At 29.0% G+C, this 15472-nt stretch carries 14 protein-coding genes; 8 read left to right on the top strand and 6 right to left on the bottom strand.

Annotation, left to right across the window (positions count from 1 at the left end; translation table 11 throughout):
* Positions 1 to 46: 46 nt before the first annotated feature.
* The 4 genes from BTO07_RS15300 to BTO07_RS15285 form a co-directional block, all read right to left on the bottom strand.
* Positions 47 to 1459: a hypothetical protein gene (locus BTO07_RS15300; RefSeq protein WP_087522050.1), complete on the bottom strand. Its 1413-nt coding sequence runs from the start codon at positions 1457 to 1459 to the stop codon at positions 47 to 49.
* A gap of 8 nt (positions 1460 to 1467) precedes the next feature.
* Positions 1468 to 2301, bottom strand: a complete 834-nt coding sequence (locus BTO07_RS15295) for a universal stress protein (RefSeq protein WP_087522676.1) — start codon at positions 2299 to 2301, stop codon at positions 1468 to 1470.
* An 80-nt stretch (positions 2302 to 2381) separates the two neighbouring features.
* On the bottom strand, positions 2382 to 3386 hold the full coding sequence (locus BTO07_RS15290) for a glycoside hydrolase family 113 (protein WP_198342474.1): 1005 nt from the start codon (positions 3384 to 3386) through the stop codon (positions 2382 to 2384).
* 24 nt (positions 3387 to 3410) lie between these two features.
* Positions 3411 to 4328, bottom strand: coding sequence for a hypothetical protein (locus BTO07_RS15285; protein WP_087522048.1), 918 nt, complete (start codon positions 4326 to 4328; stop codon positions 3411 to 3413).
* A 160-nt stretch (positions 4329 to 4488) separates the two neighbouring features.
* Here BTO07_RS15285 and BTO07_RS15280 point away from each other — a divergent pair, with 160 nt between their 5' ends.
* Genes BTO07_RS15280 through BTO07_RS15245 form a run of 8 tightly spaced genes read left to right on the top strand, consistent with a single transcriptional unit; the run spans position 4489 to position 13466 of the window.
* A complete protein-coding gene (locus tag BTO07_RS15280; RefSeq protein WP_087522047.1) occupies positions 4489 to 5838 on the top strand; it encodes an NAD(P)/FAD-dependent oxidoreductase in 1350 nt (449 codons plus the stop codon).
* Positions 5839 to 5841: 3 nt separating this feature from the next.
* On the top strand, positions 5842 to 7464 hold the full coding sequence (locus BTO07_RS15275; protein ID WP_087522046.1) for a 4Fe-4S binding protein: 1623 nt from the start codon (positions 5842 to 5844) through the stop codon (positions 7462 to 7464).
* Between the two features lie 46 nt (positions 7465 to 7510).
* Positions 7511 to 7996: a toxin-antitoxin system YwqK family antitoxin gene (locus BTO07_RS15270; RefSeq protein WP_087522045.1), complete on the top strand. Its 486-nt coding sequence runs from the start codon at positions 7511 to 7513 to the stop codon at positions 7994 to 7996.
* Complete coding sequence (locus BTO07_RS15265) at positions 7993 to 8688, top strand: glycosyltransferase family 2 protein (RefSeq protein WP_087522044.1); 696 nt, start codon at positions 7993 to 7995, stop codon at positions 8686 to 8688. The genes BTO07_RS15270 and BTO07_RS15265 overlap by 4 nt, the downstream gene beginning before the upstream one ends.
* A gap of 2 nt (positions 8689 to 8690) precedes the next feature.
* A complete protein-coding gene (locus BTO07_RS15260; protein ID WP_087522675.1) occupies positions 8691 to 10181 on the top strand; it encodes a cellulose synthase family protein in 1491 nt (496 codons plus the stop codon).
* Positions 10181 to 11539 (top strand): mannosyltransferase, encoded by a 1359-nt coding sequence (locus tag BTO07_RS15255; protein ID WP_087522043.1) that lies wholly within the window; start codon positions 10181 to 10183, stop codon positions 11537 to 11539. Before BTO07_RS15260 ends, BTO07_RS15255 begins: the two co-directional genes overlap by 1 nt.
* A 59-nt stretch (positions 11540 to 11598) precedes the next feature.
* The gene (locus BTO07_RS15250; RefSeq protein WP_087522042.1) at positions 11599 to 12627 is read left to right on the top strand and encodes a LacI family DNA-binding transcriptional regulator; all 1029 of its coding nucleotides are present in this window, start codon (positions 11599 to 11601) and stop codon (positions 12625 to 12627) included.
* 26 nt (positions 12628 to 12653) lie between these two features.
* Positions 12654 to 13466: a Cof-type HAD-IIB family hydrolase gene (locus BTO07_RS15245; RefSeq protein WP_087522041.1), complete on the top strand. Its 813-nt coding sequence runs from the start codon at positions 12654 to 12656 to the stop codon at positions 13464 to 13466.
* Positions 13467 to 13473: 7 nt separating this feature from the next.
* Here the strand turns inward: BTO07_RS15245 and BTO07_RS15240 are convergent, their stop codons facing one another.
* Both BTO07_RS15240 and BTO07_RS15235 read right to left on the bottom strand, forming a co-directional pair.
* Entirely contained in the window at positions 13474 to 14331 is an 858-nt protein-coding gene (locus BTO07_RS15240; protein WP_087522040.1) for a glucosaminidase domain-containing protein, read from the bottom strand.
* Positions 14328 to 15287 carry a 1-aminocyclopropane-1-carboxylate deaminase/D-cysteine desulfhydrase gene (locus tag BTO07_RS15235; RefSeq protein ID WP_087522039.1) on the bottom strand — a complete coding sequence of 320 codons (960 nt, stop codon included), beginning with the start codon at positions 15285 to 15287 and terminating at the stop codon, positions 14328 to 14330. The genes BTO07_RS15240 and BTO07_RS15235 overlap by 4 nt, the downstream gene beginning before the upstream one ends.
* Positions 15288 to 15472: the final 185 nt, after the last annotated feature.

Below are 15472 nucleotides of genomic sequence, written 5' to 3'. Positions count from 1 at the left end.
GATGAAAATGATAAAAAAAGAAAAAAGAAAATGTTTTTAAACCTCACTACTCAGCTATAAATGATTGTTGAATCATCAAATTTACCCAATTATCGTCACTTATCCCCATAACAGTTAATTTATATTCATCATCTAAAATTAATTCTGGTGGCGTTTCTGTATTAAAATTTGAACTTGTATTGGTGAAATCAGAATACTGAAACGTTTTATCTGTTGTAAAAGATCCTGATAAAAAATCGCTACCACTATCTGTAAATACCTGAAGATATTGAATAGAATCATCATAAGTTCCATCTATCCAAGTAAATTTTGGTTTTAATCTTTCTGTAGTATCTATTGTAACATTTTCATCAGTGAACCACTCTGTTGGTTTTTCATCTATTTTAATTTTTATTGGATTTGATTTATACAAAATATCACCAATAACATAGGTTACAATACTCCAACACTCTTCAGTATCTGTTCTAGAATACCTTCTAAACTTAGCGCCTAAAACAGCTCCATCGGTTAAACTTTTTCTTCGATACTTAGAAAAATCATTTTTTTCTAAAGAAGAAGTTCCTTCTGTTTCATAATACCTCATGTCTGAAGCGCCAACTAATGGATAATAATAAATGTATGTTAGACTTTTTGAATCTTTTTTACTTGCCGCAAAAGCAGTTGCAGTTTCTATTGTTTTTGTTGAGTTTTCAGCTAAATATTCTTCTAAATTTCTTGGTATAAATGTTTCTTGAATTACTGTGTTAACCCAATTATCTTCACTAACAGCCATCATAGTAAATAGATATTCTGTATCTTCTACTAAATCTGGTGGTGTTTCTGATGCATTAATGTCTAAAACAACATTTGTACCATCTAAATATTCAAAAAAGGTGTTTTCTGTATAAGTACCTGATAAAAATGTTTCTTCTTCTTTTTCAGAAATTACTTGAAAATAGATTTTATTATCTGTAACGCCAAAATCTGACCAAGTGAATTGTGGTGTTATTGTTTCTGGAAATTCAATAGCTACATCATCCGTCCAACTTGTTGGATTTGAATCAATTTTTAAACGAATTGGATTTGATTTATGCAATTCTCCATCTAACTTATAAGTAACCAAACACCAATTATCCTCAGTATTTGATCTTGAGAATCGTTGTAATTTCCCTCCAAAAACATCTGTAACAGTTAATATTTGTCTTCTATAGTTAGAGAAATCAGTTTGATCTACATTTAAACTATCAGCTTCATAATATCTAATATCTGTTGCTCCTTCTACTGGATAATAAAAAATATAAGATAAACTTGTACTTCCACTAACACTTGCCGCACAAGCTATAACTTCTCCTAAATCGCTAGAAGATGAAGAATCTATGTACTCTTGTAAATTTCTTGGAACTGTAATATCATTATCTTCTGTACAAGAAAAGATGAAAAAAGAAACAAAAACTGCAATCAAAAAATTTTTAAAAGTCATCTATATTATTAAATTTTTAAAGTAACAATTGGCAAGGTAGAATGATTTGTAAGATCTTCTGCAATACTACCTGCAAAAATATGAGATAATCCTTTTCTACCATGTGTAATTACAGAAATTAAATCAGCACCTACAGCATTAGAGAAATTAAGAATTCCTTTTTCTACAGATCTATCACAAACATAGTTTACATTAATTAATCTATGAGCATCTCCTTCTGCTTTCATTAAAAAATTATTTGCCATTGATTCCATTTCTGAAGTTGTTTTAAAATCTTCATTAGGCAAGTTTACGTATAAAATATGTTTTCGTGCATTTAAAAAATCTAACGCTTTTATCATTCTATTAAATGCATGAATACTTTCTTCAGAAAAATCTGTAGCAACCACAATGTCAGAAAAATCTGTATTCAATATTTCGTTTTTAATAACCAAAACGGGTAGGTTTGCATATCTAACCACCTTTTCTGTATTAGATCCTACAAAGAATTCTTTTAAACCACTTGCACCATGAGAACCCATAATAATTAAATCTGCTTCTACTTCTAAAGCTATTGCATTTACTTCACTAAAAACCTTGTAATGCTTAATTATAGGAACTACTTTTATTCCCTCTAAATAATCTTTTACCAAAAAATTATTAAACTTTTTTTCAGCTAATTTCAAGAAAAACATTGCCTTTTCTTGCTGATATGTTTCACTTTCAGATAAAGATATTTCTTGTATATCTAACATATGTAAAACATAAACAGTAGCATTATAATCTTTAGCTAACAAAGCCGCAGTTTTTAAAGCATATTCTGAGTGTTTAGAAAAATCTATGGGTACAATTATTTTTTTCATCATAGTGGTTTAAAGGTTATAAAAGCAAATTTAAGCCCTAATATCAAAAATATATAGGACATTTGTCATATTTATGCTCTCTATTTTTGTTGATATAATTTTCTTATAACTTCTTCTGCTTGTTTATTTTGAGGTGTAAATCTATTATTCTCTTGCCCTCCTACTCTTTCGTGTTCATGAAACCATTTCCAAATAAAACCACCTGCAAACCAATCTTCTTTCCAAAACTGATTATGTATCGCTTGTAAGCCATTTACTTGTGCATCTAAATTAATATTACCTGCAACTCTATCTGATTTCCAGGGTTCTTTCCCTGTAAAATCTACACTTCTATAACCAAACTCTGTAAATATAACTGGTTTATCAAATTGTTTTTGAATTCGTAAAATTTCTTTTTTATGAGGTTGCCAACCTAATTCGAAGTCTTTAATTGATGGTGATTTTTTATCACTCAAAGGAAAATAGGCATCAATACCTATGTAATCAATTTCTTTCCAAAAAGTTACGCGTTTAAATTCGTCCCAATTTGCAGCGTAGGTTAATTTTCCTTTATAAATTTTTCTAATTTTAGAAATTAATTCTTGCCAATATTGGGGTCTATTTAACACGAATTTCTCTAATTCTGTTCCAATACACAAAATATCAGCTTGTATATCTTGTGCTGCTTTTGCATAGGTTAAAATAAATTCTGAATAGGTGTTTTCTAAAACGCCCCATTTTTCTTCAGAATCCATTTCTATGAAACCTGTATATTCACCTTTCCAAACCCAAATTTGAGGTTTCACCATAATTTTCACTTCTTCATTTTGAAAACTTTTGGCGTATTGTGATAATCCATTTTTAGTTTCACCAAACCATTGCCTGTCTGTATTATGAGTTATTTTTGGCGATGACAAGTCTCTAATAAAACCAAAAGGCATCAACGCAACGTAGTTGCCTTGTGCCTTTATAACTGGAGAAATATGTTTTGTGCTTATACTATCTCTAGACGCTACAAAACTAATTCCGTTTATTTTTTTTGTTTGACTTTTACATGATACCTGAATGAATATCAGCAGTATAAAAAAGAGTTTATTTGTTTTCATAAATCCCTTAAAAATAGTTTTTTATTAAAACAATGCTCTTAAACCAATGTTAAAACTTTGTCCAAGCCCATTGTCTGTTCCTCTTACAAACTTACTGTATAAAGCTTCTATGTTTAATGTTTCTGTTAATTGATATTTACCTCCAAAACCTAAAGCAGTATAATCTTGGGTAAAATCTCCAAAACGTTGTGCGTGTTGTACAAAACCTAAAACAGTAGATTTATCTGATGGAAAATAGCTCATAAAAACTCCTGGAGCGAATAAAAATGTATTGTTCGCAAAACTTGTTTCTTCACCAAAATTATATTCTGTATTTAGTTCTGTAAATAACTGCCAATCTCCACTAGGAAAAGTGTGATCAAAGAAAAATCTGTTTTGAAATGTGTAAGCAGTTTGGTCTAAATAAACACCATCAAGAGATCCATTTCCATCGAAATCAAAAATTGCATCATCAGATTCTTTACTAATAATAGGAATGTGAAATGCAGATTGAATTGAAAAATTAGCTACACTTTTTATTGGTTGCCACTTAAAAGCTGGTGCAAAAGAAGTAAGACCATTTCTATTCACACCTTTTTCTCCACTAAAACCAAGAACAGAAGTTGCACTTTCATCACCTATTGAATTAGATCTATATTCTAAAAGTAAACCTATATTGAATCTATTACTATCAGATACACCTGTAAAAACCTCTAAAGATGAAGTAAAAAAATTAGACCTTCCTCCTCCATCAGTTACACTGGTTCCACTCGAATTTGCTGATTTTGTTTGCGTATACAAACCATTAAAAAACTTAATATCCCACTGTCCTTTATCTAATAATTTAGAAGGTGTATAAGTTTGTATATTACTTTTATCTGAATCAACATCTTCTTGACCATAAGATTGAAAACTGATAATCAATATAAAAGCAAAAAGTATTTTAGGTAGGTTCTGTTTCATTTTTTTCGTTTAAATTATTTTTAATTACAACATCAGTCTATACATTTATATACAACTTACAAAAAATTACAACAATCATTATTTAAAACAATTCTAAATTATAGTTTGAAATTAAGTTCTTAACTTTAACTTCGACATAATCTGCAATAATCAATCAACTATGGATCACATTGTAATAATTGGTAACGGAATTTCTGGTGTTACTGCTGCAAGACATATTAGAAAAAATTCTGATAAAAAAATAACAATTGTCTCTGCTGAAACTAAATACTTTTTCTCAAGAACAGCCCTAATGTATGTATATATGGGCCATATGAAATTTGAGCACACACAACCTTATGAAGATTGGTTTTGGGAGAAAAACAACATAGATTTAAAAGAAGGTTTTGTAGACAATATAAATACTAAAGAAAAAGTATTAAACTTTTCAAACGGAGAACATCTTGAATATGATAAGTTGATTATAGCGACTGGATCTAAACCGAATAAATTTGGTTGGCCAGGGCAAGATTTAGATGGTGTTATGGGCATGTATCATAAACAAGATTTAGAAAAATTAGAAAAATATGCGCCAAATAAAAAAGAATGTAGAAGAGCTGTAATTGTTGGTGGTGGTTTAATAGGAATCGAATTGGCAGAAATGTTGAGAAGCAGAAAAATACCTGTTACTTTTTTAGTTCGTGAAGATAGTTTTTGGAACGGAGTTTTACCCGCACAAGAATCTGCAATGATTAATGAACATATTAAAGAACATCATATAGATTTACGATTAAGCACAAATTTAAAAGAAATTAAATCTGATGAAAACGGTCGTGTAAAATCTATAATTATTGAAGAAACTGGCGAAGAAATTTACTGTGATGTAGTTGGTTTAACTGCAGGTGTTACACCAAATATCGATTTTCTAAAAGATTCTGGAATTGAATTAGGAAGAGGAGTTAAAGTGAACCTTTTTTTAGAAACCAATATTAAAGATATTTATGCAATTGGTGATTGTGCAGAACAACATGAAGCAATTTATCAACGTAGAAACATTGAAGCAGTTTGGTATACAGGTAGAATGATGGGAGAAACTCTTGCACAAACTATCTGCGATAATAAAACGGAATACAAACCTGGACATTGGTTTAATTCCGCAAAGTTTTTAGACATAGAATACCAAACCTATGGTTGGGTTTTTAGTGAAAGGGGTAAAAAAGAAAACGAAGCATATTTTCAATGGCAACATCCTAAAGACTTTAAATGCATTACCATCTCTTTTGATAAAAGCACGAACAAATTTTTAGGTATAAATACATTTGGAATTAGAATGCGTCATGAAATCTTTGATAAATGGCTCACCGAAAATAAATCGATAGAACACGTTTTAGAACATCTAGAAGATGCCAATTTTGATCCTGAATTCTACCATTTACATGAAGCTGAAATTATAGCAAAATTTAATCAAGAAAGACAAGGAATTGTAAAATTAAAGAAGAAAAGCTGGAAACGAATTTTTAGCAAAGCATAAGATATGAAATTAATAAAACAATCAGGGTTAATTATCTTTTTATTAGGATTAGCCATATTTATTGGTACAATTTTTACGGGTACTTTTAGTTTAACACAATCTGAATTAGATACTTTTATTCAAGAAAAAGGGTATAAAAATGATGTTATAAAAGCACAACTTACAAATGCAGTTGTTACAGATAAAGACTTAAATATTTTTGAATTTTCTAGTCGTGTTATAAATGCTTACGATATGTCTAACAAGCATTACGATAAGTTAATTGCAATGTACGATGCAGAAAAAAATTGGACGAAAAAAGGGGAACAATATCAATATAAAATCTTTGGAAAACCACATAGTTTAAGTTTTGAAATTGCTAAAAAAGCAGGTAAAGGTTTTGCTGCAGAAAACACAGGTTTAGCATGGATTTTAACTTTTGGTTTGGGAATAATTGGAGCACTTCTCTATATAGTACCTGATGTTGTTTTATTAGGAAAACCAGGAATAAAAAATGATGGAATTTTTCTAAATGCAGCTACAAACCGTGGTTGGATTGGTTGGTTTGCTTTTATCTTTTTAGTTACTTTTTATATTCTACTTTATTTTTATCCTGATTTAATAGTAAACTGGGTGTTTTTGGTAGATCCAATTAGTAAATCTATTAGTGGTAATCCTGCAAGTCAATGGTTTTTATATGGTTTCTTGTATTGTACAGTAATGTCTGTTATGGCAGTGAGAATGTATATAAAATACCGTCATAATAAATATCAAATTTTAAGAACTACTTCTGTTTTGTTTTTTCAAATTGTATTTGCTTTTTTAATTCCAGAGATTTTAGTTCGTTTCGAAAAACCTTGGTACGATTTTAAAAATGCGTTTCCTTTAGATTACGATTTTTTCTTTAAATGGAATTTAGATGAATTACTACAAAGCGGTGGTTTTGGTTTATTTATTCTAGTTTGGGGAGTTGTTTTAACAATAGTCGTTGTACCAGTAATGGTTTATTTTTTCGGAAAAAGATGGTATTGTTCTTGGGTTTGTGGTTGTGGTGGGTTAGCTGAAACGCTAGGAGATCCTTATAGACAAAATTCTAGTAAAACATTACTGTCTTGGAGAGTAGAACGTATTGTAATTCATTCTGTTTTAATTTTTGTTTTAGTAATGACAGGTTTTGCTTTGTACACTTTCTTTTCTGGTGCAGACCAAGTTATTGGTATTAAAACACAAACAATTCAAGATATTTATGGCTTCTTAATCGGTTCTATCTTTGCTGGTGTAATTGGTACAGGATTCTACCCAATTTTTGGTAACAGAGTTTGGTGTCGTTTTGGTTGTCCTTTAGCAGCATATTTAGGATTTATCCAACGTTTTAAATCAAGATTTAGAATTACTACAAATGGTGGCCAATGTATTTCTTGTGGAAATTGCTCAACATATTGTGAGCAAGGAATTGATGTAAGATCTTACGCTCAAAAAGGAGAAAACATTGTACGTTCTAGTTGTGTTGGTTGTGGTATTTGTTCTGCAGTTTGCCCAAGAGGAGTTTTAAAATTAGAAAACGGACCTGAAGAAGGAAGAATCAATCCTACAGAAATTTTATTAGGTAATGATATTGATTTAATGGATTTAGTAAACAAAAAATAAGTTGGCAGTTTTCGGTTGCAGTTTTCAGTTTAAAAATTTTACGCATTTGAGACTTTCGGTGAGTTTTACATTTTTACTACTTATTTGTTCTTCTGCAAAAATTTTCTCTCAAAAAAAATATGTTAAAGAATATTATAATAACGGACAAATAAAAGAGGAAGGTTGGGTTTTAAATGATCAAAAAATAGCTTTCTGGAAATTCTATTACAAAAGTGGAATTCTAAAAAAAGAAGGTCATTTTACAGCTAATTTAGAAACGAATTATTGGTATTTTTACAGCAAAAATGCATCCAAAGAAAAAGAAGGACATTTTAAAAAAGGAACAAAAAACAATTGGTGGTTATTTTATGATAATAATGGTTTTGTAAATCATAAATGTCAATTAAAAAACAATCAGAAAAATGGATATTGCTTACTATATAATAAGAAAAAGTTAATAAAAGCATCCAAATATAAAAACGGTAAAAAAATAAAAGAATGGACAGACTTTTCATCCTTTAGAGATGAAAATAGCCTCAATGATTTAAGATGACAGAACCTATTATAAAAGTAATTATCCCTGCTTATAATGAGCAAAATTCTATAGCAAATGTTGTCAATGATATTCCAAATATTGTTGATGAGGTTATTGTTATTAGTAACAATTCTACAGACAATACAGAAGTTAATGCAGAAAATGCAGGTGCAACTGTTTTAAAAGAACAACGTAAAGGTTATGGTTACGCTTGTTTAAAAGGAATGGATTATATCAGTAAACAAAAGATAAAACCAGAAATTGTTGTTTTTTTAGATGGAGATTACTCAGATTACCCTGAACAATTAACAGAAGTTATTGCTCCAATTATAAACGATAATATCGATTTTGTAATAGGTTCTCGTGATAAAGAATTGAGAGAAGCTGGTTCTATGACTCCACAACAAGTTTTCGGAAATTGGTTAGCAACCTTTTTAATGAAACTTTTTTTTGGAGCAAAATTCACAGATTTAGGTCCTTTTAGAGCAATTAAATATAATAAGTTGTTAGCTCTAGAAATGGAAGATAAAACTTATGGTTGGACTGTTGAAATGCAATTAAAAGCATTAAAGCAAAAATTAAGTTATGTAGAGGTACCTATGAAATATAGAAATAGAATTGGAGTTTCTAAAGTTTCTGGTACAGTAAAAGGAAGTATCTTTGCAGGTATTAAAATATTAGGTTGGATTTTTAAATACAGTTTTAAATAGTGATAATAACATCATACATCATCATTGTAATTTATTCGATTTCGTTAGTGCTTATTTTTTTATATGCTTTAGCGCAATTAAATTTACTTTTTAATTATATAAAAGCAAGTAAAACAAAAGATAACTCAGAGAAATTTGATTTCTCAAATTCAGAAGAAATTCCTTTTGTTACCATACAATTACCCGTTTATAATGAGTTGTATGTAATGGAGCGTTTGTTAAAAAATATCGCCAAAATAGAGTATCCTAGAGAAAAATTAGAAATTCAAGTTTTAGATGATTCTACGGATGAATCTGTAGAAGTTACCGCAAAACTTGTTAAAGAAATTCAAGAAGAAGGAATCGATATCCAACACATAAGAAGATCTAACAGACAAGGTTTTAAAGCTGGTGCATTAAAAGAAGGTTTAAAAACTGCAAAAGGAGAATTCATTGCAATTTTTGATGCCGATTTTTTACCACAATCAGAATGGTTATACCAAACTGTACCTTATTTTAAAAACCCGAAAATTGGAGTTGTCCAAACTCGCTGGGGACATATCAATAGAAATTATTCTACGCTTACAAAGATTCAAGCTTTTGCTTTAGACGCACATTTTACACTAGAACAAGTGGGTAGAAATAGCAAAGGGCATTTCATTAATTTTAATGGAACTGCAGGTCTTTGGAGAAAAGAATGTATATATGACGCTGGTAATTGGGAAGGAGATACACTTACTGAAGATTTAGATTTAAGTTACAGAGCTCAATTAAAAAACTGGGATTTCAAATACCTTGTAGATGTAGAAACTCCAGCGGAATTACCTGTTGTAATTAGTGCCGCAAGATCTCAACAATTTAGATGGAATAAAGGTGGTGCAGAGAATTTTCAGAAAATGATGAAACGTGTAATAATGAGTAAAACGGTTCCTTTTAGAACTAAAATTCATAGTTTATTACATCTACTAAACAGCTCTATGTTTACTTGTATTTTCTTGGTAGCTATATTAAGCGTGCCAATGTTATACATTAAGAACGAATACGCTCACCTTAAGAATTATTTTTACGTTATGAGTTTTTTTATCATTAGTTCTATCATCTTTTTTGTTTGCTATTGGTATATGTTTAAAAGTATTTATGGAAGCGGATTTGTGAAGTTTATAAAATATATTGGTTCATTTTTTACCTTCTTTTCAATTGCTATGGGTTTTTCTTTGCACAATACAATTGCTGTTTTAGAAGGTCATTTAGGTAAAAAGAGTGAATTTGTTAGAACACCAAAATTCAATATTAATAGTATAAAGGATGGCTGGAAAAACAATAAATACATCAAGAAAAAACCATCATTTCATGTTGTTTTAGAAGGTTTACTTGCTATTTACTTTGTTTTTGGAATGTACAGTGCATTTATTGTTGGAAATCAAGGAGGAGATTTTGGATTATTTCCATTCCACTTTATGCTTTTTGTAGGTTTTAGTTATGTTTTTTTTAAATCAATATTTTCTAAAGCATAATGCGTTTATTCACAAAATATAAAGACGTATTACTAATTTCAATTAGTACAATACTCTATTTTATTTTTGCATATTACTTAGAAAGAACCGAGTTTAACAAGTTGCTTGTTTTATGGTTTGCACTCTTTGGATCTTTTTATTTATTGATAAAAAGTAAAACTATTCATACATCAACACTAATTGGTTTAGTTATTCTTTTTAGGTTGATATTTCTCTTTGCAATTCCTAATTTATCTCAAGATTTTTACCGATTTATTTGGGATGGTCGCATGATTCTAAAAGGATTAAACCCTTATTTATCATTACCCGAAACATTTATTCAACAAGGATTACACCCAATTGCTGATTCTAATAATTTATACAGCGGAATGGGGGAAATGAATGGAAGTCATTACACGAACTATCCACCGATAAATCAGCTTTGTTTTTTAATTGCTGCTTTGTTTGCAAGCAAAAGTGTTTTTGGTTCTATAATTGTTTTAAGAGTCATCATTATTTTAGCCGATTTAGGAATTTTATATTTTGGTAAAAAATTATTAGAACGATTAAATTTACCCGTAAAAAATATCTTTTGGTACGCTTTAAATCCTTTCATTATTATAGAAATGACAGGCAATTTACATTTTGAACCTGTAATGCTCTTCTTCTTAATTTGGAGTTTCTACAAGTTGCATCAACAGAAATGGGCTTTTGCTGCAATTCTTTTAGCGTTTTCTGTCTCTGTAAAATTAATTCCATTATTGTTTTTACCTTTATTTTATCAATGGTTTATCAAAAAAGATAAAAACTGGTTTATTGGTATTAAAAACTTAAGCATCTTTTATGCAATTATTTTAGGAACAATAATCATTTTATTCCTTCCTTTTTATTCATCAGAGTTTATTGAAAACTACGCTAATTCTGTCGGTTTATGGTTCAGAAACTTTGAATTTAATGCAAGTTTTTATTATATCTTTAGAGAAATAGGATATTTATTTAGAGGTTATAATGAGATTGCAGTTATTGGAAAAACAACACCCATTTTAACGATTGTATTTCTTTTAATCATCACTTTTTTCAGAAAAAACAAATCAATGTCTCAATTAATAACTGCATTATTATTTGGTTTATGCTTTTATTACTTTACTGCTACAACTGTCCATCCTTGGTATTTAGCAACTCCATTAATTCTATCCGTTTTTACTAAATATCGTTTTCCAATTATTTGGACTATCGTCATCATTTTCAGCTATCAAGCATATGCAAATACTCCTTGGAAAGAGAACTTATGGTTTGTTACTTTTGAATATTTAGTTTTATACGGGTTTCTATTTTTTGAACTTAGAAAAAGCACTCAATATTATAAAATTGTAAAATAATCAGTTTTCTCTATTATTATTAAGGTATTTTTGTATTTTAGACATTAATACTGATTTATATGAAAAGACTTACCATAAAAGACATTGCAAAAGAATTTAATGTTTCTATTTCTACTGTATCTAAAGCACTGAATGACAGCTATGAAATTAGTGTAAGCACAAAAGAGAAGATTCAGAAATATGCTAAAGAGAAAAATTACAAACCTAATTTTAACGCTTTAAGTTTAAAAAACAGGCAGACAAAAACTATTGGAATTATTATTCCGAATATGTTAAACTATTTCTTTGCTCAAGTCTTTAACGGAATAGAAAAGGTAGCGAACGACAGAGGTTATAAAATAATTTCATGTATTTCTAATGAATCGTTTAAGAAAGAAGTAGAAACGATAGAAATGCTTTCTAACGGAAGTATAGATGGTTTTATTTTGTCTCTTGCAGAAGAAACTATTTCTCAAAATAATTTCAATCATTTTCAAGAAGTATTAGATAACGGTACTCCTATTGTTATGTTTGATAGAGTTGCTGATAAAATAAATTGTGATAAAGTAGTTACTGATAATTTTGACAGTGCCAGAAGTACTGTTTCATATTTAGTGAAATCTGGTCATAAAAATATTGCCTTTATCTCTACAATGAATAACTTAGAAATTGGAAGAAGAAGACAATTAGGCTATTTAAAAGGATTAGAAGATTTTAATATTAAAGTTGAAAAAAACCTAATCATAAATATAGATGACGACTATAAAAATTATGAACAAATCTTAGAGCCAATCTTTAAAAACAACACCATAGATAGCGTTATTGCTACAGATGAATCTTCTGCGATTGCTGCCATGAAAGTTGCTATTAAAAAAGGACATAAAATTCCTGAAAACTTTTCTGTAATTTCTTTTTCAAACGGAATTTTAGCAAGACACTCTAGTCCAAGAATGACAACAGTTAGTCAACATGGAGAGATTATGGGAGCAACAGCTGCTGAAATGCTAATTAATCGTTTAGAAGACAAATCTGAGATTAAGAAAAAACCTGAAACTATTGTTGTTAAAACAGATTTAGTTGAGAGAAATTCTACAAAAAAAATCTTATAAATTTCAATAACTACCTTTAAGAAACTATGAATCTATCAAAAGTAAAATTAGTAGTTTCTGATATGGATGGCACACTACTAAACTCTAAAGGAGAAGTTAGTGCGTTATTCTTTGAATTATTCGATCAATTAAAACAACAAAACATTCATTTTTGTGCAGCTAGTGGAAGACAATACAATAGTATTATCAATAAATTGGATGCAATAAAAGATGATATTTTTGTCATCGCTGAAAATGGAGGTATAGCAAAAAAGGAAGAAGAAGTATTGCTTTCTTCTCCATTATCAAAAGATAAGATAAGAACAATCATTCCTGTTTTAAGGACTATAAATGATGCTCATGTAGTTTTATGTGGAAAAGACGGAGCTTTTATAGAATCTAAAAATAAAGCTTTTATAACGCTGTTTCAAGAATATTATAATAGTTTTCAAATTGTAGAAGACTTAACAGATGTAATAGATTCTGAAGACTTTTTAAAAATTGCTATTTATCATTTTACTTCATCTGAAGAGTACATTTATCCAAAGTTAAAACCGTTTGAAGATGAAATTCTTATTAAAATTTCTGGTAAAAACTGGCTAGATATTTCTGATGAGAAAGCAAACAAAGGAAATGCTTTAAGAGAAGTTCAAAAACTACTTCAAATTACAAAAGAAGAAACGATGGTTTTTGGTGATTATCATAATGACATCGAAATGCTAAAAGAAGCTGATTTTAGTTTTGCTATGAAAAATGCACATAAAGACATTACTAAAATCGCAAATTATACTACAGATAATAATGATAATTTTGGAGTAGAAAAAATATTAAACCTTCTGATAAAAGGCAACGATAAGTAATCTATAATTACCTTGTTAATAAGTGTTGACCAATAGAAATTGTATTGTCTTTTAAAGCATTAATTTCTTTAATGACGTCTACAGTTGTATTAAATTTCTTAGCAATAGAATACAGCGTATCTCCTTTCTTTACTTCGTAATACTTACCAACAGTATATTTAGGTTTAGCTTCTTTTGTTACTTTCTTAACGGCTTCTTTCTTAATTGTTTTATTACTGACTTTAAAGTCTTTCTTTTTTACATTATCAAATTCATACAACTTATAATTTTCGATAATACCTATTAACTTATTTGGATATTTTTTATCAGTAGCATAACCTGCTTTTTTCAATCCTTTTGCCCACTTCTTATAATCTTTAGCTCCGTAATTAAATAAGAAAGCATATCGTTTTCTTTGTGTTAAAAAAGCTGAATGATCATCATAAGAAGTCTCTACATATTGATATTTTCTAAAACACTCACCTGCCTCATCATCATCATGATAAACACGTTCACCTTTCCATTGAGTGTGGCATTTTATTCCAAAATGGTTGTTAGATTTTAAAGCTAATTCGCTTCTTCCTCTACCCGATTCTAAAATTCCTTGTGCTAAAGTTATACTTGCAGGAATTTTATTTTGATGCATTTCCTTTACAGCAATTGGCGCATATTTTCTAATATAAGCTAACGTCTGTTTATTAAGTTTAGGGTTTTTCTTTATGAGTTTTTTTGTAAGTTCTTTTTCATTTACTGAAGGTAACTTTACTGGTTTCGATTCATTTAAAACTATACCAGCATCTTTTTTACTCTCATTCGTTTTTTTACTAGAACCACAACTTGCTAAAAGCAATAAAAAAACACAATATAGTACAATCCTTAACTTCATAAAACATCAATTAACAATTGTTCTTTCTTTTCTAATTGTTTGTTAATACCTTCGATACCTTGAAGACCTCCTGTATGAATTGCTAATATTTTAGCACCTTCATCAAAATAATCTTTTTTAATTAAATCTATAATTCCAAACAACATTTTTCCAGTATAGATAGGATCTAACTGAATACTCGTATCCTTTTTAAAGTTGTTAATGAAATCTATTAATTCATCATCATATTTTGCATAACCCCCAAAATGATACTTTTTTTGAAGACTCCAACTAGCATCTTTAACAACATACTTTCTAATCTCTTCCGATAAGAAATTCCCTTTTAAAGCAGGAAAACCAATAACTTTCTGACGTTTCTTTTTAGCTTTTATCAATCCAGCAATAGTTCCTCCTGTTCCCACAGCAGAACAAATATAATCAAACTGATGATCGTCTTTTGTCAAAATTTCTTCACAACCATCCACTGCTAAACAATTTGTTCCACCTTCAGGTACTAAATAAAAATCTCCCCATTTGTTCTTCATTTTTTCAATAAAACCAAACGAAGATTTTTGTCTATACTGTTCTCTAGAAACAAACTGAAATTTCATTCCGTTTTCATATGCTTCTCTTAACGTAGAGTTTTCTTCTAAAGTTTGAGTAAGATTTTTTGCTAATTCTTCTCCACGAATAATTCCAAAAGTCTTAAAACCTGCTAATTTACCAGCAACAGCAGTTGCTGCAATATGGTTAGAAAATGCACCCCCAAAAGTAAGTAGCGATTTCTTTTTAAGTTTTGTAGCTTCTTTTAAATTGTATTTTAGTTTTCTAAATTTATTACCAGAAACTAAAGGGTGGATTAAATCCTCTCTTTTTATAAAAAGTTCTATCTTTTTTTCTTCTAAAATTGGAAGAAAAACTTGTTGATTTTCAGAAATAAAATCAGTGTCGAAAAAAGAATTATTTGTGTTACTCAATCTAAAAAATTTGTTGGTACAAAAATAGAAGATAATAATTTGATAACATACAAAAGCGTGTTATAAAAATAAAAAATCTATTTTATTTTTTCACTTTGTATATTATAATCAAATTTATCTTTTGCTTTCCTGTAAAACAGGAATCTAAAATTGGCTTATTTTATATTTAATTTAAAATCTAAATA

Source organism: Polaribacter sp. SA4-12, from assembly GCF_002163675.1.
Classification (GTDB): domain Bacteria; phylum Bacteroidota; class Bacteroidia; order Flavobacteriales; family Flavobacteriaceae; genus Polaribacter.
This window is presented reverse-complemented; position numbering and strand designations above follow the sequence as displayed.